This window comes from Streptomyces sp. TSRI0281 (assembly GCF_001905125.1).
Classification (GTDB): Bacteria; Actinomycetota; Actinomycetes; order Streptomycetales; family Streptomycetaceae; genus Streptomyces.
Genome location: NZ_LWLE01000005.1, coordinates 223,055 through 244,643, shown reverse-complemented (window position 1 = coordinate 244,643; position 21,589 = coordinate 223,055). Strand labels below are relative to the sequence as shown.

Here is a 21,589-nt window from a genome sequence, read left to right as displayed (position 1 = left end):
CATCGTGGACGCGCTCGATATGGCCCACGGCCGAGGCGGTCTGGAGCCCGGATGCGTGGTCCACAGTGATCGCGGAAGCGAGTACACCTCGGCTCAATTCCGCGCCCAAATAATAGAGTTGGGGCTACGGCAGAGCTGTGGACGCACCGGTTCGTGTTTCGACAACGCCGCAGCAGAGAGTTTTTGGGCTCTGCTCAAGGAAGAGATCGGAACCCGGACCTGGCCCGACCGGGCCACCGCCCGCGCCGAAGTCTTCAACTTCATCGAGACCTTCTACAACCGCCGCCGCCTGCGCAAGCACAAGATCTTCGGCTACCTCACCCCGGCCGAGACCAGGCAGCGGCATCAACACGCCCTCGCGGATTAACGGACGAGTGTCCAGGATCACGGGGAAACTTCAACCAGGTGCTGCACCACTTCACCGAGCAGATCGAACGCCTGCTGACCGCTCTGCTGCTCTTCCTCCTGGGTGGCTACCTGGTCACCGAGGGCCTGCCGACACTCAGTTGGCAGGGCGCGCTTCTGGCGGCGGCGCTCATCCTGGTGATCCGCCCGCTTGCCGGTTTCGCCTCCCAGCTCGGCTTCCCGGCCGACCGCCGCGAGCGTCTGGTCACGGCGCTGTTCGGCATCCGGGGCATCGGTTCGCTCTTCTACCTGGCATACGCCCTCGGCCATGTTCCCTTCACCGGGTACGCCGAGGAGCTCTGGGCGGTCGTCTCGTTCACCGTCCTCGCCTCCGTGCTGCTGCACGGGGTGTCGGCCACCCCCGTGATTAGACGACTGGACCGGCGGCGGTTCGACTCCTAACTTCATCTTAACCTTGGGCTCCGAACAGCTCGTCGTACTTGATCATTCGGACTGGTAACTGCCGTACACGCGGGCGGCCTTCGGCTGAGCATGTGATCCGACCGAGGAACAACCATCGCTCAGCACGAAGGCCGTGGGGATGAGTCTGTCGCATCGCGTTGTCCGGCCGGATCCGTTTGCGGATCTGTCACGCTTCCGGGGTGAGTTCTCTTCCTGTCTGACCAGGCGTGCAGATGCGTTGTTCGAGCTCGCGGACGCCGTGTTGTGCGCCGATGGTCCGGTCCGGTCGCTGGTGGAGCTGCCGCTGGTGGACGAGCATCGTCGCGGGCACGGTGGGCTCTACGATGCTCTGGCCGCGGGCGAGGTCGATGTGGCCCGGCTTCGGCGGGCCCTGACCGCAGTGCCTCTGCCGCGATCGGTGGACGGCCGGCTGGTGCTGGCCGCCGCCCTCACCTGCTGGCTGCGGCCCGATGCGCACACCTCACCGCAGCGGATCCTGTGCCACACCTACGGGCGGGGCAAAGACCAGCACATCCCTGTTCCCGGCTAGCCGTACTCGGTGATCTGCACGCTGGAATCGGGCCGCAGTTCGTGGACGGCGCCGCTGGAAGCGCTGCGGCTGGCCCCGGGGGACGATGCTGCCACGGTCACGGCTGGGCAGATGCGTGAACTCGTCGAGCGGCTGATGGCGGCCGGGCAGTGGAAGGACGGCGATCCGGACGTTCTGATCGTGGTGGACGCCGAATACGACGTGCCACGGCTGGCCTTCCTGCTGAAGGAACTGCCGGTGCAGGTACTGGGCCGGATGCGTTCGGACCGCGTCTTGCGCCGCACGGTCCCGCCCCGTGAGCCCGGCACCCGGGCCGCCCGCCCCGTCACGGTGGTGAATTCGTCTTCGGCGACCCGACCACCTGGAACACACCCGACGTGCAGACGGTGACCGGGACCCGTCTCTACGGCACCGCCACCGCACGGGCCTGGGACCGGCTTCACCCGAGACTGACCCACCGCTCGGCCTGGACTGCCCAGTTGGGCTCCCGCCGGTGAACGAGGGGACCGTGGTCCGCCGGCAGGTCGAGCACCTGCCCAGCGGCGCGACACCGAAGCCGGTGCGGGTGTGGTGGTCGGGCATCGACGCCACCGCGACCCAGGTTGACCTGCTCCGGCAGGCATTCCTGCGGAGCTTCGACATCGAGCACACCTTTCGCCTCTTCAAGCAGACCCTGGGCTGGACCGGCCCCAAGATCCGCACCCCCGAAGCAGCCGACCGCTGGACCTGGCTGATCCTCGCCGTCTTCACCCAACTACGTCTGGCCCGCCGCCCGCCGCCCGCCGCCCGCCGCCCTCCGACGGCCGTGGGAGAAACCGAGCCCGCCCGACAGACTCACCCCCGCACAAGTCCGCCGAGACTTCCGGCACCTCCGTCCCAAGGCAGCCTGTCCCGCCGGAGCACCGAAATCCTCCCACCCCGGCCCAGGACGGCCACCCGGCCGCAAGAACACCCGGCCAACCCCACGCCACGACGTGCACACGGTCGGCAGAACGGACCCCGCAAAGCGACGAACGAAGAAGCCAACGACCCCACGTCCACGCCGCACAGGTTGAAGATCAAGCTAAGGGCTGTCCCGTCATCCCTGGTGGACCAGCGCGCGGCGTCGGATGCGGTGCATCGCAGGGCGGAGGGACGTCCGCATACTGGATGTATTCGGGTGTTTTGACAGCGTCGCGAGGTGCCGTAGCTGTCGTCGCGCGCCCGCCAGGGATTATGGGACAGCCCTTGGCCGTCCGGGCGGAAAGGCCGACGTGTGCCCGACACCACCCGCCCCGGCGCGAGCCGGGGCGTTCGTGTGCGCGGCATGGTCAGGCGCTCTCGCGGGGGACGGTCTCGTTCCACGTACGGGAGAAGACCCGGCGGCCGTTCTCGTAGCCGTCGAGGGTGGCGTCGACCATGAACGTGTCCTCGTTCGACGTCAGTACGGTGCATGTCTCCACCCGTACGTCCCAGTCTTCCCGCCGGAACTGCATCGTCCAGGCGGACCGGCCGCTCAGTGAGCCGAAGTCGTCGGCCGTCGAGGTGTACTTCTCGCATGCGCGCAGGCCGACCTCGATCCCGTTCTCCTCGAACCTCTGCATACCGCGGTCCTTCACGATGTCCAGGGCGGAGTGGTAGTCGACCAGGCTCCTGGTCACGGTCCAGCTCTGCTCCGGCTCGGTGAGGGTGGTGACGTCCGGGGGCGCGCAGCCCTCCGGCTCCCCGAACGGGGACCTGGGCACGTTGTCCCGCTCCTCCGCGGGGCGGACCGGGAGGATGAGGGAGCTCCCGGACTCGTGCACGGTGAGCAGGACCGGCTTCGGTGCCGGCCAGACCAGCGGCCAGTAGGAGGTGGACAGCGACAGCCGTACGCGGTGCCCTTCCGGGAACGCCTGGGCGACGGCGTTCAGCGCAAGGCGGACCCGGTAGCGGCGGCCGGGCTCCAGCTCTTCGGGCTCCTCGTCCGAGGAGCGGTGGGTGAGGTTGAGTACGCCGTACGTCACCCGGGTGGCGCGTCCGTCGGGGGCGACGTCCGACAACCGGGCGGTGACTTGGGCAGTCGGCTCGGAGGACTCCACCTCCAGTTCGACGGTGGGCGATCCGAGGATCTCCAGCGGGTGGGAGAGGGGCTCGGAGGTGAAGACGAGCGAGCCGCCGTCCTCCTCACGCTGGTCGTAGGGCAGATCGGGCGGGGCGTTGTAGGAAGCCCACTTCCCGGCGAACTGCCCTACGGACAGGGGGGACTTGACGGTGTGCGTCTGCCCGACCGGCTCCTTCGACGGATCGTCCGCCGCATGGTCGCCCATGAGGACGGTGCGCTCGCGGAGCGGACAGGTCTCCTGACGGATGTGCGGCGAGGGCCAGCTCGGCTCCCCCACCCAGCGACCGGGACGTTCCTCGTAGGAGGTGGACGGCGGCACGCTCTCCTGCATCCATGCCTGGAGCATGGGGCCTTCCATCACCCCGTTGTCGACTCCCTTGAGCCAGTGGTCCCACCAGCGCACCACTTCCTGCAGGTACCCGATGGCCGGGCCCGGCTCGCCGAGGTGTGGAAGTTTATGGGACCAGGGGCCGATCAGCCCTTTGCGCGGCACGTCGATGCGGCTCAGCAGCCGGGTGACGGCGTTGGAGTAGCCGTCCGCCCAGCCGCTGGAGGCGAGCACGGGGCAGCGCAGTGCCGTGTAGTCCTCACTGAGCGAGGCGTGCTGCCAGTAGGCGTCGCGGCGCTGGTGGCGCAGCCACTCCAGGACCCAGGGGCGGGCGGCTTCCAGGCGCTCGTGCCACATGCCGCGCCACCGTTCGCCCACGAGGCGGGGGTCGGGCGGGCAGGTGGCGTAGGCGAACATAGTCCCTGCCTCGGCCAGGTTGTCGGACAGCATGGCTCCACCGAGGTAGTGCATGTCGTCCGCGTACCGCTCGTCGGTGAAGGACGCGATGACGATGGCCCTCAGACTCGGCGGCCTGCGGGCGGCGACCTGGAGCGCGGCGAAAGCTCCCCAGGAGATACCCGTCATCCCGGTCGTCCCGTCGCACCACGGCTGCCGGGCCAGCCAGGCCAGCACTTCTTCCGCGTCCTGCTGCTCCTGCTCCAGGTATTCGTCCAGGAGTACGCCCTCGGACTCGCCGGTGCCCCGCAGGTCCACCCGGACGCAGGCGTATCCGTGCCCTGCGACGTAGGGGTGGTTGACCGCGTCGCGGGTGGAGGTCAGGTCGTTCTTGCGGTACGGGATGTACTCCAGGATCGCCGGTACGGGTTCCTGGTCCGACGAGACCGGCCGCCACACCCGGGCGGAGAGGTGGACACCGTCCGGCATGGGGATGGTGACGTGGTTCTCTTCCTTGGTCTCGCAGGGAAGCTGTTCCACATGACGCATGAGGGATGCTCCTTTCCTCGGCCCGTGGGGGATCAGGCGGATTTCTGGTCACGTCCGCCCGGCGCCGTCCGGTCGAAGGTGAGGCCGAGCGCCGCGACACAGCGGTCGAACTTACGGCGCAGGTCGTCCTCGTCGTCGCCGCCGGTGAAGATGTGGGCGACCTCGTAGCTGTAGCTGTCCTGCTGGGGGACGGACGAGAGCCGCTGTCCCTCGTGGGGCACCACGTCGATCCGTACGCCCGGGATCTCCTTCTCGATCCGGGCCAGCTCCTCGGCGCCGGGCACCGTGTGCACACGGCCCTCCCCGAACCAACGGTAGTACCACTTGGCCGCGAGCCGGTACGGGCCGCGCGCGGCCGGGAGGGCGGGGTCGCGGCCCAGCGCGAGGCTCAGCATCCGGTGGTGGTTGGGGGCGCCGTCTACGTAGTCGAACAGTTCAGCGTGCGACTGGGAGTGCCTCGGATTGATCTCCAGAAGGCTGATGTCACCCGTCTTGGGGTCGTAGAAGTATTCGATGCTGAACGTGGCCCGGTCCATGCCGATCTGCTCCATGGTCCGTCGGCTGACGTCGTACATTCGGCTGATCACGTCATCGGGGAGAGCGCTCGGGTATTGATGGCGGAGGAAGGAGGAGGAGCCGGGATAGTTGATCGAGTCCAAGGCCCCGTAGACCGTGACCTCGCCGTCATGCACATAGCCCTCGACGGCGGCTTGGAGACCGGTCATGGACTCTTCCGCCAGGCACACCTGTCCCCCTACACCACGCATTTCCGGGGGAAGTTCCAGAAGATCCATCACGTGCTCGAAGGGCCTGCCGACCCGGGATATCCCGCCGCGTATCTCCTTGACCGCCGCACGGAATTCATCCATGTCCGAAACGGAGTAGGCGAGTTCCGAGGAGTACGAGAGCGCGGGCTTGAGCCACATGGGGAAGCTCACTTCGTCCGGGGGTTGCGGATCGTCGCTTTCGAGGTCCACGCGACCGAAGCGCGGATACTCGTCGATGACCTTCTGCTGTTCCAGACGGCTCCAGTACTTGTGCTCGCACTTGACGACGGATTCCAGGCTCGTGGTGCGGGTTCCGTATTCCTTTCCGAGTATCGGCACGAGGGTGCTGACCGGAAAGTCCCAGTAGCCGACGATCGCGTCGACAGGACCTTCGAAGGCGTCGAGTACCCTTCGCGCGCTGTTGAGTAGTTCGGGTACGGATACTTCGCCCTCCTGCAGTTCTTCGATCGTCAGCAGAGGGTGGAAGTCATATGTGTCCGCATCGGGGACGGCGGTGAGCGTCGGAAGATTCGACGGGTCCAGACCGATGACAAAGATATTGTGCCGTTGCTGTGCTGACATGCCGTACGCCTTTCGGCTCGGGGACGGATCACCGACGCGTACCCGCATGTCGCGTCCCGAATCCGAGTGCGGCCGGGCACCTGGGCGCGGGAAGGCAAGACCCGCCGACCGTAGGGACGGCTCCAGCCTGTCGACGATGGCCGCCCCACCACCCGGCGACGAACCGGTCTTCCCTCCTGCCTTCTCGCCCCGCACCGGTACAGCCGCGCTGCCACCGGCAGATCACGCGAACCTGAGCCCCACAGGACACGTGAGGAATGAAGCCGGCACGCCAGGGCACATGAGGCCTCGGAGGTTGATAACCATGGTTCCTGTCATTCTTGTTCTTCTGCTCGCCCTGATCCTCTTCGGTGCCGGCTTCGCACTGAAGGCCCTGTGGTGGATCGCCATTATCGTATTGGTGGTGTGGCTGCTCGGCTTCGTGATCCGTCCTGCAGCGAGCGGTGGAAAGCGGGGCCGCTGGTACCGCTGGTGAAACCAGTCTGAAAAGCACAGCCGACGTGCGGGTGGGCCGCGACGAATTATCGTCGCGGCCCACCCGCACGTCGGCTGCCGATCCTATGGATTCCTGTACGAAGCAAGGAGCGGGAACGGATGGTTCACGCGAGAGCCAGGGGCATCGGGATACCTGGTTGGATGCGCTGTCTGCAACCGTGATCTCCAGGACTGCGTGTCCGCTCACCAGAATTTTCGCCGCGTTCATGTGTGGGCCCCTGCATCCAGGGCACGCGGTGTTCCGAGAGCGCGTCACCGGATTGCCGGAGACGCCCGATCCGACTTCACGCGAATGTGGAGCAGAAATTTCGATGAGGGAGCCGTTTTATGAGTGACAGCATCTGGGGCTACCAGCCGACCGCCGGCCACACCGCTGGAACCGACCTGATCGGCTACAAGGTCGAGGCCACCGACGGCAGCATCGGCAAGGTCGACAAGCACTCGGACGACGTCAACTCCGCGTATCTCGTCGTCGACACCGGTGTCTGGATCCTCGGGAAGCACGTCCTGCTGCCCGCCGGCACCGTGCGCACCGTTGACCACGCCGAGCGGAAGATCTTCGTCGACCTCACAAAGGACCAGATCAAGAACTCCCCCGAGTTCGACAAGGACAAGCATGTGGGCGACTCCGGGTACCACGAGCAGCTCGGCAGCTACTACACCAGCCACCGCCGCGCCTGACACCAGTACCACCCCGGAAGTGGGGGCCGACCGGAGATTCTCCGGTCGGCCCCCACTTCTCGTGCACCGGCCGGGCGACGCTGGTTCACGTGTTCCGCATGACGATCGGAGAGCACGTGCGGGGAGTGCGTGGCCCGCACCGTGGCACAAGCCTTCCCGCTGGATCTCGCGGCGGTCCTCGGGCGGGGAACTCTTCGGAAGAAACCGGCTGCCGCTACGCATGACTGCTCGGCGCCAATGTCTGGGCGCCTGACGCCCGTACCGCCGCCCGGCTGCTCGCGGAGGGGGCTCCCGCACCCGACCCCTCGGCCGGATGGCCGCAGGTGGACGACCTGCCCCACCTCGCCGACCAGGAACGCACCCGCGGACAGGTGTCTCGCCGAGCAGCCACGCGACGCGAACTGCGTCTCGACCGCACGCATCTCCAGCTGTGCGACTCCATGGGCATCTCCGCCTTCATCCAGATCCAGCGCACCACCAGCGCCCGCAACGTGCGGTTCCATCTCGCCTCCACCGTTCCTCGCACGCGTCGACGCGGGAAACCGCATACCTGCTGCAGTTCCCGGGGGAACAGGACTTGCCCCCGTGCTGGAGCAGACCGCGGACGCAGTGGTGGCATCGGCCATGGGCGACAACGTCGTGCTCCTGGCGGTGCGTATCTCGCGGTGCCCTCAAGACGGTCCGCCCCACATCTGCCCGCCTTGGCCGCGCAGAAGGAGAGAGTCGAGCCCTCAACGTCCCCCGCTCCCTGGAGACCAAGCGCCGGTCACTGGCGCGGATCCAGCACCTGCCGGCCACGCACAAGCCATGGCTGCGCGTTACGTACGCCCATGGAAACCGGACCGGCCACAGCTCTCGGCACCGTCCGCCGGGACGCGGGACCGGTGGCCGGCGTTGCTCAGGGCAGCGGGGTCAGCTCCATGAGCAATTGCCGCGTCTCCACCAACAGTTCGCCGCCGACGGCGGCAACTGTCCCCTCCTGTCGCCGGAAGTTCGCAGCGAGGGTGCGGTACGCGGTCCATGCCATGCCGAATGCCACCTCGCGGCGCTGGGCAGCGGCAGAGGGGGCCGACGGCTCGCTCTCCTCGGCGCATACGCGGGTGGCCTGCTCCAGTACGTCGGACAGTTCGACGAGGAAGCAGGGAGGCGGCGTGGGGAGGCCCTTGTCGTCCCCGCCGATTCCGTCCAGAGTGCGTGCGACAGCGAGGATGCGGGTGCAGACCCGGCCCCACCGAATATCCTCGGCGAAAGGCGGGGGCGGAGGCCCCGTCCGTCGCAGCCGTCCGCCCGGGTTCCAGCGCGCCCCTTCCGTGGCCCAGTGCCTGGCGTCGGCCACGCCCTGGAGAGACATCGACAGACGGGACGCCTCGGCGTGCCAGTTCTCGGCCTTCTCCAACGGGTTGTCCTCGCGCAGGCCGTGCGCCATGCTGTCTAGCAGGTCTGCCGATTCCCGCGCGAGTTGGCGCAGGCGGTCGCGGACGCTGCGCAGATGGACTGGGGGCAGGATGACGGCGTTGACCGTGATACCCACCACTGCGCCGATCAGTGTCTCCAGCAGCCGGTGACCGACAGTAGAACTGCTGGACGATCCGTAGGTGATGACGAAAAGGGCCGTGCTTGCCCCGAGGATGCCCTGGTTCCCGAAACGGCGGTAGTTCCCGAGCAACGTCATGAACGGGAGGGTGAGCAGCATGGCGGCCATGGTTTGGTCATGCGTGATGGCCATGGTGGCCGACGCCCACACCGTGCCGAAGGCGATGATGCCGAACTGCTGGATGCCCGTGCGTAGTGATTGGTAGACGGTGCTGCTGACCAGGGCGACAGCCGTCCAGGGAGCCAGGAGCGCCATGGGAGCCTGGAGCCACCATCCGGTCAGGGCCCACGCGATGATCGCCGCCGCGGCTGCTTTGAGGGACTGGACGAGGGCGTCCCGTTCGGGCCCGGACTCCTCGAACGCGCCATGGACGGACCGCCGGACCGCCGTCCACTCCCGTCCGGCCCACCGGCCGGCAGCCAACCAACGTGCGTCCCGTGCCAACCTGTCCACTCCCCAATAGGGCGGTCCTCGCCCAGGTACAGTGCCGCCAACCTTCTGCCGCGGTGCCCCCGAGCGGTGAGGATATGCGCCGCAGCCGGCTGCAGAGGTACGGGCTGGGCGTGCGCCGGAAAGCGAAGGGCAGAGGGCTCACCCCGCAGCGCGGTCGTGCCGTTCGCATCCTCGAAAGGGTTAGCGTCGTCGCTGTGCGGACCTGGCCCGCGGCCGAAGCGCGACCTATGTGAGCAGCCCGATCGGCTTGTTCCCGGAGATCCTCAATGCCCCGCAGCACGAAAGGGATAGCCCGCAGGCACGAGCATCTGTTGATCTTGCGGGCGCCGCTGAGCGCGGTGGCGGAGCGTGCGGGGTCGTACTTGGCTTACAGAGATCTGAAGGAGTTCCTCACGGACGTCCGCATCCATCTCACGGCAGACGGACGGACCAGTTGGGCCACATGCTGCTGGTGGACCAGGCAGACTGAGGCCGGGATCGGTGGGTCGTGCGCCCGGCCCATGCCGCACGGAACCGTGGATGGGATGGGGGTCCGCGACCCCCTGCTGCGGGTCGGCGCTGGAGTCTCGGGTGCGAAGAGCCCAGCCTCGGGCGGGATCCCTGGCGGGCTGCGGCGGCTGAGCAGAGGCCCCAGAGTTCGAAGAGCATCCACAGCATGACGTGGTGCTCCCCGGCGGTGCCACGCCAAGACCACTGACCACGGCGCTTACCTTGTGACCGTCATACGAGTGCTTGGGCGCGATTCACCACGAAGGTGTTCAAGGTTCTTCCTCGGCGTTGGTACACGAGCGAGCCTTCGCCCGGCCTGTGCACCTCCTCGCCGGGGAGCCGGAGCCCTCGCGACGGCCCTGATGCGCCGGCTGGAGCGGCACGGTGGCGTGCAACCGCTGCGGAGAGCGCGTACGAGATCGTCGTCCGTGGCGGGCGCTCCGTAGGCGTACGCACTGCGGGGGCGGGGCCGCACCGGCCTCGCGTGCCGCGCTCGCCGACGTGTCCGCACCAGCGCTGTGCGGCGAACTGGTGGCCTATACCCGGGTGGCAGCCTTTCGTTGCAGGAAATCGACGGTCATAGACGGTGAGCTGCCAGCACGTCGGGTGCGAGGGTGAACGAGCGGGCTGTGTCGCTCACTTCGAAGAGCCGTTGGATCCGGCCGGGCAGCGGTTTCAGCAGAATCAGGAGGCTGCGGCTGCGGGCGTCCACGAGGCATGGAGGAGGGCGCTGTCAGCGAAGCCGACACGGGTGAGATCTCTGATCGTTCTTGGTGCCTGGAAAACCTGGAGAGCACCCGTAAGTGTGTGCACGCTGTCGCAGTCGATCTCTCCGGTAACACGGAGCAAAACCGCTTCCTGCGGTGCGTGTTCCACGTACTGGGCGCTCACTGCCATGCGCACGGGCACGGCACGCCGCGTATGCCGCCGGGCGCGCCTCGTCGACGTGGGGTGCAGGGGGTGACTCTGGATCACGGCTGCCGTCCTTGAGTGGTCGGGGCCTGCCGCGCACGTAAGGGGGAGTGCGACCCTCTCCGGCGGCCGCACTGTTGAAAAGGCTCCTACCCGAGGCGCCCTCAGCTGCGGAGACGTGGCGGCGCGGGTATCGCCAACGGCTGTCCTCAACTTGCCCCGTTCTGGCAGGCGTAAGCAGCTGTCATCAGTGGGATCGCTTCTCATGGCGAACCGCAAATGTGGCTCATGCCTCCGCAAGGACTCGGAACGCGATCTCCGATGGGCGCGCATGTCGCGGTGCCTCGGCGGCGGGGAGGGGAGCGGCGACGACCAGTTCGCGGCGGGGCGACAAGCGGGTGAAGTGGAGCGCCCGGTCGAAGACCAGGTAGTGGGTGGCGGCGACGACGTCCTTCGCCGCGATCGTCGCGTCCCGCTCGGTTGTCACCTTGCACGGACTTTCCTCGGTAAAGCCGGTGGGGCGCGGGTGCGTTCGTGAATAGCACCGCCTCGTGCGGTGACGTTGTCGGCCAGAGGCCAGGAGGTACTTGCGCGGGTGGAACCGCGTCTGGTGTGTGACGTGCACAGCCGCGGGCACGGGGCACAGCAGGTACGTCTCCGTCACGAAACCGGCGTCGGCCCCGCTTCTGCGGAAGCCTCAGCCTCGGCTTCGAAGGCGGAACGCCTTTGCGGGTCAAGGGTGAAAGTCAGGGCCGAAGACCGCCCTGGGATGACATTGCGGCCCACGCTCTCGCGCACCAGCAGGCCGTCCTGGGCGTCATGACCGGCGGCCCGCAGCTGCTCCAGCGCCGTGTCGAGCTTCAGGTCCCCGCCGCCGGTCAGCCGGTGGAAGGGCGTAGAGGCTGACCCGGGCCTGTTCCGCGGTCTCCGCGAGTATTCCCAGCGCTCACGCCGTCGGGGCGCCGGGGCGCCGGTGTGACGCACCGGTCCGCCCGTCATCTGTGCATTCGCTGTTCACGGTCCTCCTGAGGAGGGTCCCGAGCGCGGGAGGGGGTGGAGTCGCGCTACCGCTCGGTGGAGACGGCTATGGGAATGCCCGTGGTCCTGGCAGATGATTTGTGCCCTCCCGAGGTGCGCGATCAGGGGAGGGGGGTGCCGCCGGTGGCGTTGACGATCTCGCCGGTGATGTAGCCGGCCTGGGGGGAAGCGAGGAAGACGTAGGCGGGGGCCAACTCGGCGGGTTGGGCGGGACGCCCGAGAGGGGACTGTTTCCCGAACTCCTTGGTGTCGGTCAGAGTAGCCGGAATGAGAGGTGTCCAGACGGGGCCCGGGGCGACCGCGTTCACGCGGATTCCGTCCTTGGCGAGCATCTGCGCGAGGCCCTGGGTGAAGGTGACGATCGCGCCCTTCGTCATGGCGTAGTCCAGCAGGTGCGGGCTGGGCTTGTAGCTCTGCACGGAGGCCGTGTTGATGATGCTGCCCCCTGCGGAGATATGGGGGAGAGCCATTTTGGAGAGCCAGAACATGCCGTAGAGGTTGGTGCGCACCACCCGGTCGAACTGTTCGGTGGTGATGGCGGCGATCCCGTCGGGCTGGGACATCTGGTAGCCGGCGTTGTTGACGAGGACATCGATCCGGCCGAACTCCCGGACGGTCCGGTCGATGAGGTTGCGACAGGCCTTCTCCTCGCGGATGTCGCACTCGACCGCGATCGCCGTGCGCCCGGCTTCCTCGACCAGGCGGATTGTCTCGCGGGCTTCGTCGTGTTCTTCGGCGAGGTGAGTGAAGAGGACGTCGGCGCCTTCGCGTGCGTAGGCGAGGGCGACCGCGCGGCCGATGCCGGAGTCCCCGCCGGTGATCAGGGCCTTGCGGTCGGTCAGGGTGCCGGAGCCGCGGTAGGAGTGCTCGCCGTGGTCGGGGGGCGGGTCCATGGGCCCGGTCCAGCCGGGGTGGGCTTGCTCCTGCTGGTCGAACTCGGGTTGCGGGTACTTGTCCACCGGATTGTCGGCCGGCTGGTTCTCGGGCATCGGGGGCGCCTCTCTTCGATGTGCTGCGCGACGGTCTCGGCTGCGGTGTCTCGTGCTCAGGCGGGCGGGTATGGCGCGCCCTGAAGCAGATTCGCCAAGTGGACGGCGTTGGCTGCGAGGGCTTTGGTGGTGGCCGCGACGGCCTCTGGGGTCTCATCGAGGTCCTGGTAGTCGGTGCCATGCTGGGCTTCGCCGACCCAGTAGGTGACCGCGCCCGGGGCGAGGGAGAAGCCGAGGTCGTTGAGGCCCTGGAAGAGGTCGGCGCTCACCTTGTGGGCGCCGTCCTCGTTGCCGACGACGGCGACCGCGCCGACCTTGCCGGAGAACAGCTGCCGTCCCTGGACGTCGGTCTCGGAGATGTCGGCGTTGAGCCGTTCCAGGACGCGCTGGCAGAGGCTGGAGGGGTGGCCGAGCCAGATCGGGGTGGCGAGGAGAACGATGTCGGCGGCCATGACCTTCTCCCACAGCCCCGGCCACGCGTCTTCGCCGCCCATGTCCCGGGCGATGCCCGAACCTACGTGGTGGTCGGCCACCCGGATGGTCTCGCCCTGGACCCCGAGGGCGGCGAGTTCGGACATCACCTGCTCGGCGAGGTGATGGCTGCTGGAGCGGTCGGGGGACGGGGTGAGCGTGCAGACGAGCGCCAGAACGCGGGTCATGAAGCCTCCGAACGTTGTGAGTCGGCCCGGGAGGGCCGTATGCGTAGGTGATGTGTCAAGGCGTGAGGAGGGTCTTGACCATGCCGTCTCGCTTCTCTTGGAACGTCTTGTACGCCTGGGGCCCCTCTTCGAGAGGGAGCCGGTGGGTGGCGAAGCCGTCCACGCCCAGCGGATCGGTGTCGTCCAGGAGCGGGAGGAGGTCGTCGACCCAGTGTTTGACGTTGGCCTGGCCCATGCGCAGCTGGATCTGCTTGTCGAAGAGGGTGAGCATGGGGACGGGGTCGATGGCGCCGCCGTAGACGCCGATGACAGAGATGGTGCCGCCTCGGCGGACCGCGTCGACCGCCAGATTGAACGCCACCATGTTGTCCACCCCGGCGCGGTCCATCAGCTTCTCGCCGAGCGAGTCTGGGAGCAGCCCGGCGAACCGCTGGACCGCCTTGGTGACCGGCGCACCGTGTGCCTCCATACCCACCGCTTCGACAACAGAGTCGGTGCCGCGCCCCTTGGTGAGCCGGCGGATCTCCTCGGCGACGCTTTTGCCGTGCTCATTGAGGTCCAGGGTGTGGACGCCGTTCGCGCGGGCCCTTGCGAGCCGTTCGGGTACGAGATCGACGCCGATGACCAGCCCCGCCCCCTGGTGAAGGGCGATCCGGGTGGCCATGTCACCGATCGGGCCGAGGCCGATGACGGTGACGCTGCCGCCGGGCGGGATACTGGCGTACTGCACAGACTGCCAGGCGGTGGGCAGGACGTCGGAGAGGTAGACGAACCGGTCGTCCGGCGGTCCGTGGGGGACCTTGACGGGGAGGGTGTTGCCGAAGGGGACGCGCAGGAACTCCGCCTGCCCGCCGGGCACCTGGCCGTAGAGCTTGGAGAATCCGAAGAGCGAAGCGCCTGTGCCGCGGTCGGTGACCTGGGTGGTCTCGCACTGGGAGTGCAGGCCCTGCCCGCACATCCAGCATGTCCCGCAGGAGACATTGAACGGGATCACCACCCGGTCGCCGGCCGACAGAGCTGTGACGTTGGGGCCGCGATCCTCCACGATACCCATGGGCTCATGACCGAGGATGTCCCCTGCGTCCAGATAGGGGCCGAAAACCTTGTACAGATGGAGGTCCGAACCGCAGATCCCGGACGAGGTGATCCTCACGATGATGTCGGTCGGATCCTGAATCTTCGGATCCGGGACCGTGTCGACCCGTACGTCACGCCTGCCGTGCCAGGTCAGAGCCCTCATAGTGCCTCCCATGTCGGATCCCCCTGGCCCCGGCCCCGAGCTCCCCTGCATCATTATCCGAGCAAATGCGGACAAAGGTGAAATGGTGGGTGCTGGTGCTGGTGCTGGTTCACGGCTCACCCCGTCGACCTTGGTGACCCCGAGGGTGAGGCGCGGGGTGCGCTGCTCGATGCGCTCCACCGCGTCCATGAACTGGGGGAAGTCCTCGAATCAGGTCCACTGGTCGTAGGTGTACGCATGGGTACGGCGACCTCGACGGACTCCTCGATATGGACACGTTCACTCCCTGTGACGGTGGGACGGTGATGGAGCAGCGCGTACCCAGGCTGCCCAAGCTGACACGGCCCGGGGGCCCGGGAGTCGAATCGCTGGGGGCGGCCCCGGGCGGAGTGCCCGGCTCCTGTTGTGCGGCCTGGAAAACCGGGCAACCCTGGAACCTAGGATTGTTTTCCATCGGAGGCGCCATGATCATCCTCGGACTCATTCTCCTCATCGTCGGCCTGGTGGCCGGCATCGGCGTGCTGTGGACGATCGGGATCGTCCTGGTGGGGATCGGCGTGGTGCTGTGGGCCCTGGGCGCCTTGGGGCACGCAGTGGGAGGCCGACGGCACTACTGGTAGCCGGAAGGAATCCCTCCTTGCGGCGAGGGGATCGCGAGCCCGGCGCGGACGGGCCGTGTGAAGGCCGCTCCGCCGGGCAGGCGGCACGTGATGCATTGGCTGGGTGTGCCGTTAGAGGCCCGCCTGTGGAGCGCCCCTCGCCGCACCGACCGGCCCCGCGCCGGGTGCACCCGGCGGCAGGCGTAGGGCGTAGACGGTGAGGTGCACATGTGCGGTCAGAAGGCACGAAATGCCCCCGGAAGCGGCCAAGTGTTGGCCCGTGGGGCGATGCGCGACTCGCAGGTGGTCACCCTTGCCGCTGGCGAAGGTTCTGGAGCGGGCCTGGAGGCGGGCGCCATCGTCCTGGACGTGCACCGGCAATGGGCCCTCGCCGGCGATACCAACTCGCGGGCCGGTGTTCACCCCCGGCTGCCCATCGAGGTCCTCCACGGCGGCCTCTTCGCCCCGGTCGGCGGACGCCGGATCGACCTCATCGTCAGCAACCCGCCCTCTTTCCCTGGCCCCGAGGCCGCTGCGCGCCCCATGGTGCGGCGGTGGCCTGGGGGCGGGCTCCGACGGGCTCTGCGGGACGAGATAAGCGGCAGCACATACAGCGCTGCGGGCCAGCGGTGTACCGCTGCTCGTGCACTCCACCCTCTGCGGCGCCCCCGACCCTGACCGCGCTGGGATGGCCGGGCCTCAGTGCCGGACGCGATCGACCGGCGTCGCATCCCCTTCGGCCGTGCTGCATTCCCGTCCGGTGTGGCTGCGGGAGCCGGGGTGCATCTGTGTTGACGAAGAGAGGAAGGAAGCGATTATCCGTGCCGAACGGACCCGCTGAACAACCGGTTGCGTATACGCGCGCCGGGCAGCCGCGCCGTATCAGGGCCACCACGAAGGACGGGCCGGTGCTCGTCGAAGGTCCAGTCGAGGTCGTTCTCGACGACGGGAGCAGCGTGGTGTCGGACCGGTTCGCCGTCGCGCTCTGCGTCTGCCGACGCAGTCGCACTTTTCCCTGGTGCGACACCAGCCACCGCCGCCGACAGAAGAGGCCCACCACATGACCGCCGCTGCCCAGACCGCCGTCCCCGTGCTACCGCAGAGCAGGGGCGAACTCTCCCGCACCGTCTTGGAGACGCTGACGCGGCCCGCGGGGACGGCGCTGCCGGAGGAGGTGAGGGCGGCGGCAGAGGTGGCGGACCCGTACGGGGACGATCTACAACTGGCTCTCTACCTTTGCTACGAACTGCACTACCGGGGTCTCGTCGGCGTCGACGCCGCGTGGGAGTGGGAACCTGGACTGCTGAGGCTGCGTGCGGAGATGGAGTGTCGGTTTCTGGCCGCGCTCCGTGCCGACATTGGCCCGCCGAGGAGTTCCGAAGAGGCTCTTGCGGGGATTCTCGTCGAACCCATCGACCCTGGCGCCGACAGCCCCTCTCATTTCCTCGAGAACCAAGGGGAGTTGTGGCATTTCCGCGAGTACGCGGCCCACCGCTCTCTCTACCACCTGAAAGAGGCCGATCCGCATGTTTGGGTCATTCCGCGACTGACGGGCCGGGCGAAGGCTGCGATGGCCGCCGTGGAGTACGACGAGTTCGGCGCCGGACGGGCCGAACGCATCCACGCCCGTCTCTTCGCCGATCTGATGACGGACCTGGGCCTGGAATCCGCGTACGGGAGATACGTCGACGCAGCCGCCGCCGAGACGCTGACCGTCGTCAATCTCATGTCCCTGTTTGGACTGCACCGGTCGCTGCGCGGAGCACTGGTGGGTCACTTTGCCGCGGTGGAGATCACCTCCTCGCCCGGCTCACGGCGTCTCGTTAACGGCCTGCAGCGCGCCGGCGCGGGTCCTGCGGCCGTCCACTTCTACGCCGAGCACGTCGAAGCCGACGCGGTCCACGAACAGATCGTCCGCCGTGACGTCATCGGCGGCCTCCTCGAAACCGAACCCTCCCTCGACGAGGACATCGCCTTCGGTATTGATGCCACCGCATGGACTGAGACCCGCCTTGGCGACCACCTTCTCACCGCCTGGCGCGACGGCCGCACCTCACTCACCGTGCACCCGCGCGAAGCGCCGGCATCAAGTGCTGAAGGCCCTGGGAAGTGTGCCGCAAGGGGCAAGTAGGCGTGATCCGAGGGCGGCCGGGATGCTCAGGCGCTGCGGGCCATCTCGCGGGCCTTCAGGCCCTTGTCATCCCGCAGGATGGTGAAGCTCACTCGTTTGCCCTCCGTCAACTCGCCGAACCCGCTGCCAGTGGCCTCACCCGCCACCGTCATGCGGATGCTGCGTGAACACGACGAACAGGCCGCCACGGCGGCGAGCACGTGATCACCCCGCTGCTTTGCGGCGGGAGCACTAGCTAAGTCAGGGGACGGTGTGAACCGCGTTCAGCGCAAGCACTATCGGCCTATCGGCGGCTGCGGGACTTCGCCTGCGTCTGCACGCCTCAGCGGAGCAAGGTCCTCGTCTACCCGAAGGTGAATCCGGCGCGGTTCGACCTCGTCCCCGGCTTCACCAGGGACGTGACGGGGCTCGGACACCGCGGGACGGGCGACCTGGAGGTGCAGCTTCGTACTCAGAGGGACGTGGAGCGTGCCCAGGAGCTGTTCCGCGCGAGCTACGCGGCAGCGTGAACGCAGACCTTGGCCATGCGTATTTTCGAGTGAGGGCTGTGGCCGCCCGGGCGGTGCCTTTGACGTGCGGTCAGGTCGTGGCGGTGGAACACCAATGATGCGCGGGATCGCCGGTTTGGCTAACCGGCGTTCCCGCGCTATGTTGCCGCTCCCTTCGGAGCCCCTTCTCCGCGCTCTCAGCCCTTGAGAGGGCGCGCTCTGGGAACGCTGGTGACGTGACCTGGCTGCCCTGGCGGCTGCTGCGTACGGCGTGATGTGGTCGCGAGCCCGGAAGCACGTATTCACCCGGGGTGAACTGGCCTCCGGCCTGGCCAATCGGTCCTATGACCTGCGACACGCTGGAATCTCCTGCTGGCTTTACTCGGGTGTGGGTCCCGCGGAGTGTGCTCGTCGAGCGGGCCGGAGCATCGAGGTGCTGTTCCGTTTCTACGCCAAGTTCTCGACGGCCTCCAGGAGCACGCCAACCGCCTCATCGAACAGTCGATGAAGGAGTGGGACCGCGTCAGTCGAGGCGAAGCTCCGCTCAGGTGAGCCGTCGTGGACCGGGAATAGACCGGAACACCTGGTCGGCAGCGGGACAGCTGTGGGAGGTAGTGGGAGTTTCCACGTGAATCACTCCTGGTTGTTTCCGCATCGAGCGACAGGTGCCTGACCGATGTAAGCCCAGGTCAGGCACCTTTTCTCATGCCTCTAGAAGAAGCCCAGCTTCTTCGGCGAGTACGACACCAGAAGATTCTTCGTCTGCTGATAGTGCTCCAGCATCATCTTGTGGTTCTCCCTGCCGATGCCCGACTGCTTGTACCCGCCGAACGCGGCGTGTGCCGGATACGCGTGGTAGCAGTTCGTCCATACCCGGCCCGCCTTGATCGCGCGGCCCGCCCGGTAGGCGGTGTTGACGTCCCGGGTCCAGACGCCGGCGCCGAGGCCGTACAGCGTGTCGTTGGCCGTGGCGATGGCGTCGTCGAAATCGGTGAAGGATGTCACCGCGACCACCGGGCCGAAGATCTCCTCCTGGAAGACGCGCATCCGGTTGTCCCCCTCGAAGATCGTCGGCTGGACGTAGTAGCCGCCCTCCAACTCGCCTCCGTGCTCGATACGCCGGCCGCCGGTCAGGATCTTCGCGCCCTCCTGCTGTCCGATGTCCAGGTACGAAAGGATCTTCTCCAACTGGTCGTTGGACGCCTGGGCGCCGATCATCGTGTCGGTGTCCAGGGGGTGCCCCGGCACGATCTGTTCGGTGCGGGCGATGCCCGCCTCCAGGAACTCGTTGTAGTGCCCGCGCTGGATCAGCGCACGTGAGGGGCAGGTGCACACCTCGCCCTGGTTGAGGGCGAACATGGTGAAGCCTTCGAGGGCCTTGTCCAGGAAGTCGTCGTTCGACGAGGACACGTCGTCGAAGAAGATGTTCGGCGACTTGCCGCCCAGCTCCAGCGTCACCGGCTTGATGTTCTCGGAGGCGTACTGCATGATCAGCCGCCCCGTCGTCGTCTCGCCCGTGAAGGCGATCTTCGCGACACGAGGACTCGACGCGAGGGGCTTGCCCGCCTCCGCACCGAAGCCGTTGACGATGTTGACGACCCCCGGCGGCAGCAGGTCCGACACCAGCGTGAGCCAGAAGTGGATGGAGGCCGGGGTCTGTTCGGCCGGCTTGAGGACCACCGCGTTGCCCGCGGCGAGCGCCGGGGCCAGTTTCCAGGTGGCCATCAGGATCGGGAAGTTCCACGGAATGATCTGCGCGACCACCCCCAGCGGCTCATGGAAGTGGTACGCCACGGTGTCGTCGTCGAGCTCGCTGAGCGAGCCCTCCTGGGCGCGCAGCGCACCCGCGAAGTACCGGAAGTGGTCGATGGCCAGCGGGATGTCGGCGGCCAGCGTCTCGCGCACCGGCTTGCCGTTCTCCCAGCTCTCGGCGACCGCCAGCTCCTCCAGATGCGCCTCCATACGGTCGGCGATCCGGTTCAGGACCGAGGCGCGGTCGCCCGCCGAGGTCGCCCCCCAGCCGGGGGCCGCCGCGTGCGCCGCGTCCAGGGCCAGCTCGACGTCCTCGGCGGTGCCGCGGGCGATCTCGGTGAACGGGCGGCCGTTGACGGGGCTCGGGTTCTCGAAGTACTGGCCCCGGACCGGCGGGACGTACGCGCCGCCGATCCAGTGGTCGTAGCGCGACTCGTACGAGACGATGGCGCCCTCGGTGCCCGGCGCGGCGTAACGGGTCATCTCTGTGGCCTCCCGGATGCGGTGCCGCCCGCCGTTGGACGGCCCTCGGCGCGAGGCTAGGGAACGCGACGTTGCAACGTCGTTGCACGGCGTGGGGCGGGCCCGTCGACACGACGGCGCGGACCCGGCGGCGTCGTGACGGCAGGCGGCCACGACCGCCACGCCGTCACCCGCGCTGCTCCGCGTCGAGCCCCCGCACCCTGGCCAGCAGCGCGGCCCGCCGCTCCCTCGGCACGGCCCCGGCCAGGGCCCGCCAGACCGGCAGGTCCTCCTCACCCCACGGGCTGTACGCCCAGTCCGCGAGCAGGCCCGGATCGCCCCGGTCGATCAGTGCGGCCCGCAACTGGTCGGCGAGCTGCCCGCGCAGCCGTACCACGGCGGGGGACTGCGACCCCGGCAGCAGCGGGCCCGCGTACGCGCCCATCGCCGCGGCCACCGCCCCGGAGCCCAGCCTGCGCGCCACCGTGTCGAAGTCGGCGTCCACCGGGGCGGCGATCCGGTACGGGCGCGAGCGCAGCAGGTCGGGACCCAGCAGCCGCCGCAGCCGGGACAGTTCGGCCCGCAGCGTCACCGGGGTCACGGACTCGTCCTCGTACAGCTCGACCAGCAGTTCGTCACCCCCGAGGCCCTCCGGACGGCGGGCCAACGCCACCAGGATCTCGCTGTGGCGCCTGCTGAGCCGGATCTTCCGGCCCTGCGCCACGAGCATCGCCTCGTCCCGCCCCAATGCGCTGAGCTGCACGGACTCACCGGTCGGTGGCGGTGCCAGGAGCGCCAGCTGGGATTCGGCCGCCCGCGCCACGGCCTGCACGAACGCCAGGCTGTGCGGGTGCGCCAGCCGGTCCCCGCCGGTGATGTCCACGGCTCCCAGCACCCGCCCGGTCCGCGGGTCGTGCAGCGGGGCCGCGGCGCACGTCCACTGCTGCACCGGCCGGAGGAAGTGCTCGGCGCCGAACACCTGGACCGGCCGGTCCACGGCGATCGCCGTCCCCGGCGCGTTCGTGCCCGCCACGGACTCCGCCCAGCGGGCGCCCTCCACGAAGTTCATCACTCCGGCGCGTCGCCGCGTCACCGGATGACCCTCGACCCACAGCAGCCTGCCGTGCGCGTCGCAGACCGCGAGCAGATGCTCCCCGTCGGTCGCGTACGCGCTCATCAGCTCGCGGATCACCGGCATCGCACGGGCCAGCGGGTGGGCCTCCCGGTAGGAACCCAGTTCCTCCGCACCGAGGTCCACCAGCGCCGCACCGTCCGGGCTGACCCTGGCGCGGGCCGATCGGCGCCATGACTCGCCCACCACGGAACGTACCGGTCGCTCCAGCCGTCCCGCCGAGGTGAACACCTCGTGCGCATGACGCAGCGCACCGAGCTGTTCGCCGGGATCCGCGTCGGCTGCCAGAGCCACCCAGGGGTCCGTCAACTCACCCTCCCGTCCAGGGGCGTCGCGCCTGCCCATCGTGACCCCGGTCGGCCCTCCGCGACAACCCAGGTGCGGAGAGTAGTCGCTGTGGCCCGCCGAGGAGG

Annotated in this window: 16 protein-coding genes and 4 pseudogenes; 10 read left to right on the top strand and 10 right to left on the bottom strand. The window is 68.3% G+C overall.

The annotated features are described in order from the left end of the window. From A6A29_RS12685 to A6A29_RS12675, 3 genes and pseudogenes are all read left to right on the top strand, one after another. On the top strand, window positions 1–367 hold a 367-nt coding region (locus tag A6A29_RS12685; protein ID WP_206745368.1), incomplete at its 5' end, for an integrase core domain-containing protein. A 29-nt stretch (window positions 368–396) separates the two neighbouring features. Beyond that, window positions 397–807, top strand: a pseudogene (locus A6A29_RS12680) (cation:proton antiporter domain-containing protein); the annotation flags it as partial. A gap of 139 nt (window positions 808–946) precedes the next feature. Then, a pseudogene (locus A6A29_RS12675) lies at window positions 947–2,412 on the top strand (NF041680 family putative transposase). Between the two features lie 255 nt (window positions 2,413–2,667). Here the strand turns inward: A6A29_RS12675 and A6A29_RS12670 are convergent. Together A6A29_RS12670 and A6A29_RS12665 are read right to left on the bottom strand one after the other, a co-directional pair. Continuing rightward, entirely contained in the window at window positions 2,668–4,713 is a 2,046-nt protein-coding gene (locus tag A6A29_RS12670; RefSeq protein WP_073720131.1) for a CocE/NonD family hydrolase, read from the bottom strand. 32 nt (window positions 4,714–4,745) lie between these two features. Beyond that, on the bottom strand, window positions 4,746–6,062 hold the full coding sequence (locus A6A29_RS12665) for an ATP-grasp domain-containing protein (RefSeq protein WP_073720161.1): 1,317 nt from the start codon (window positions 6,060–6,062) through the stop codon (window positions 4,746–4,748). Window positions 6,063–6,366: 304 nt separating this feature from the next. Between A6A29_RS12665 and A6A29_RS12660 the strand changes: the two genes are divergently transcribed. Together A6A29_RS12660 and A6A29_RS12655 are read left to right on the top strand one after the other, a co-directional pair. Then, the gene (locus tag A6A29_RS12660) at window positions 6,367–6,537 is read left to right on the top strand and encodes a hydrophobic protein (protein ID WP_073720160.1); all 171 of its coding nucleotides are present in this window, start codon (window positions 6,367–6,369) and stop codon (window positions 6,535–6,537) included. 347 nt (window positions 6,538–6,884) lie between these two features. Continuing rightward, window positions 6,885–7,238: a PRC-barrel domain-containing protein gene (locus A6A29_RS12655; protein WP_073720130.1), complete on the top strand. Its 354-nt coding sequence runs from the start codon at window positions 6,885–6,887 to the stop codon at window positions 7,236–7,238. 898 nt (window positions 7,239–8,136) lie between these two features. Here A6A29_RS12655 and A6A29_RS12650 read toward each other — a convergent pair. After that, complete coding sequence (locus tag A6A29_RS12650) at window positions 8,137–9,255, bottom strand: FUSC family protein (protein WP_073720159.1); 1,119 nt, start codon at window positions 9,253–9,255, stop codon at window positions 8,137–8,139. Window positions 9,256–10,100: 845 nt separating this feature from the next. Here A6A29_RS12650 and A6A29_RS47800 point away from each other — a divergent pair. After that, window positions 10,101–10,308 (top strand): annotated as a pseudogene (locus tag A6A29_RS47800) (NAD(P)/FAD-dependent oxidoreductase); the annotation flags it as partial. A 664-nt stretch (window positions 10,309–10,972) separates the two neighbouring features. Here the strand turns inward: A6A29_RS47800 and A6A29_RS12640 are convergent. From A6A29_RS12640 to A6A29_RS12625, 4 genes are all read right to left on the bottom strand, one after another. Continuing rightward, window positions 10,973–11,173 (bottom strand): hypothetical protein, encoded by a 201-nt coding sequence (locus tag A6A29_RS12640; protein ID WP_073720129.1) that lies wholly within the window; start codon window positions 11,171–11,173, stop codon window positions 10,973–10,975. A gap of 652 nt (window positions 11,174–11,825) precedes the next feature. Continuing rightward, a complete protein-coding gene (locus A6A29_RS12635; RefSeq protein ID WP_073720128.1) occupies window positions 11,826–12,713 on the bottom strand; it encodes a glucose 1-dehydrogenase in 888 nt (295 codons plus the stop codon). Window positions 12,714–12,769: 56 nt separating this feature from the next. After that, window positions 12,770–13,372, bottom strand: a complete 603-nt coding sequence (locus tag A6A29_RS12630) for a flavodoxin family protein (protein ID WP_073720127.1) — start codon at window positions 13,370–13,372, stop codon at window positions 12,770–12,772. Between the two features lie 55 nt (window positions 13,373–13,427). After that, the gene (locus A6A29_RS12625) at window positions 13,428–14,612 is read right to left on the bottom strand and encodes an alcohol dehydrogenase catalytic domain-containing protein (RefSeq protein ID WP_073720126.1); all 1,185 of its coding nucleotides are present in this window, start codon (window positions 14,610–14,612) and stop codon (window positions 13,428–13,430) included. A gap of 464 nt (window positions 14,613–15,076) precedes the next feature. On the opposite strand from A6A29_RS12625, the gene A6A29_RS45780 reads away from it, so the two are divergent. From A6A29_RS45780 to A6A29_RS12610, 3 genes are all read left to right on the top strand, one after another. Further along, the gene (locus A6A29_RS45780; protein WP_198953052.1) at window positions 15,077–15,232 is read left to right on the top strand and encodes a DUF6131 family protein; all 156 of its coding nucleotides are present in this window, start codon (window positions 15,077–15,079) and stop codon (window positions 15,230–15,232) included. An 800-nt stretch (window positions 15,233–16,032) separates the two neighbouring features. Beyond that, window positions 16,033–16,275, top strand: coding sequence for a CDGSH iron-sulfur domain-containing protein (locus A6A29_RS46435; protein WP_073720124.1), 243 nt, complete (start codon window positions 16,033–16,035; stop codon window positions 16,273–16,275). After that, window positions 16,272–17,342, top strand: a complete 1,071-nt coding sequence (locus tag A6A29_RS12610; protein WP_073720123.1) for an iron-containing redox enzyme family protein — start codon at window positions 16,272–16,274, stop codon at window positions 17,340–17,342. The genes A6A29_RS46435 and A6A29_RS12610 overlap by 4 nt, the downstream gene beginning before the upstream one ends. A gap of 26 nt (window positions 17,343–17,368) precedes the next feature. Here A6A29_RS12610 and A6A29_RS45225 read toward each other — a convergent pair whose 3' ends face one another. Further along, window positions 17,369–17,542 carry a hypothetical protein gene (locus A6A29_RS45225; RefSeq protein WP_158074393.1) on the bottom strand — a complete coding sequence of 58 codons (174 nt, stop codon included), beginning with the start codon at window positions 17,540–17,542 and terminating at the stop codon, window positions 17,369–17,371. A 43-nt stretch (window positions 17,543–17,585) separates the two neighbouring features. Between A6A29_RS45225 and A6A29_RS46430 the strand changes: the two are divergent. Further along, window positions 17,586–17,851, top strand: a pseudogene (locus tag A6A29_RS46430) (transporter); the annotation flags it as partial. 690 nt (window positions 17,852–18,541) lie between these two features. On the opposite strand, the gene exaC reads toward A6A29_RS46430, so the two are convergent. Then, the gene (gene exaC, locus A6A29_RS12595) at window positions 18,542–20,065 is read right to left on the bottom strand and encodes an acetaldehyde dehydrogenase ExaC (RefSeq protein WP_073720122.1); all 1,524 of its coding nucleotides are present in this window, start codon (window positions 20,063–20,065) and stop codon (window positions 18,542–18,544) included. A 166-nt stretch (window positions 20,066–20,231) separates the two neighbouring features. Further along, entirely contained in the window at window positions 20,232–21,485 is a 1,254-nt protein-coding gene (locus A6A29_RS12590; RefSeq protein WP_241838440.1) for a GAF domain-containing protein, read from the bottom strand. Window positions 21,486–21,589: the final 104 nt, after the last annotated feature.

Coding starts and splice junctions, on each gene's coding strand:
- A6A29_RS12670 (WP_073720131.1), bottom strand. CDS start 4,713: ATGCGTCATGTGGAACAGCTTCCCTGCGAGACCAAGGAAGAGAACCAC.
- A6A29_RS12665 (WP_073720161.1), bottom strand. CDS start 6,062: ATGTCAGCACAGCAACGGCACAATATCTTTGTCATCGGTCTGGACCCG.
- A6A29_RS12660 (WP_073720160.1), top strand. CDS start 6,367: ATGGTTCCTGTCATTCTTGTTCTTCTGCTCGCCCTGATCCTCTTCGGT.
- A6A29_RS12655 (WP_073720130.1), top strand. CDS start 6,885: ATGAGTGACAGCATCTGGGGCTACCAGCCGACCGCCGGCCACACCGCT.
- A6A29_RS12635 (WP_073720128.1), bottom strand. CDS start 12,713: ATGCCCGAGAACCAGCCGGCCGACAATCCGGTGGACAAGTACCCGCAA.
- A6A29_RS12630 (WP_073720127.1), bottom strand. CDS start 13,372: ATGACCCGCGTTCTGGCGCTCGTCTGCACGCTCACCCCGTCCCCCGAC.
- A6A29_RS12625 (WP_073720126.1), bottom strand. CDS start 14,612: ATGAGGGCTCTGACCTGGCACGGCAGGCGTGACGTACGGGTCGACACG.
- A6A29_RS45780 (WP_198953052.1), top strand. CDS start 15,077: ATGATCATCCTCGGACTCATTCTCCTCATCGTCGGCCTGGTGGCCGGC.
- A6A29_RS12610 (WP_073720123.1), top strand. CDS start 16,272: ATGACCGCCGCTGCCCAGACCGCCGTCCCCGTGCTACCGCAGAGCAGG.
- exaC (WP_073720122.1), bottom strand. CDS start 20,065: ATGACCCGTTACGCCGCGCCGGGCACCGAGGGCGCCATCGTCTCGTAC.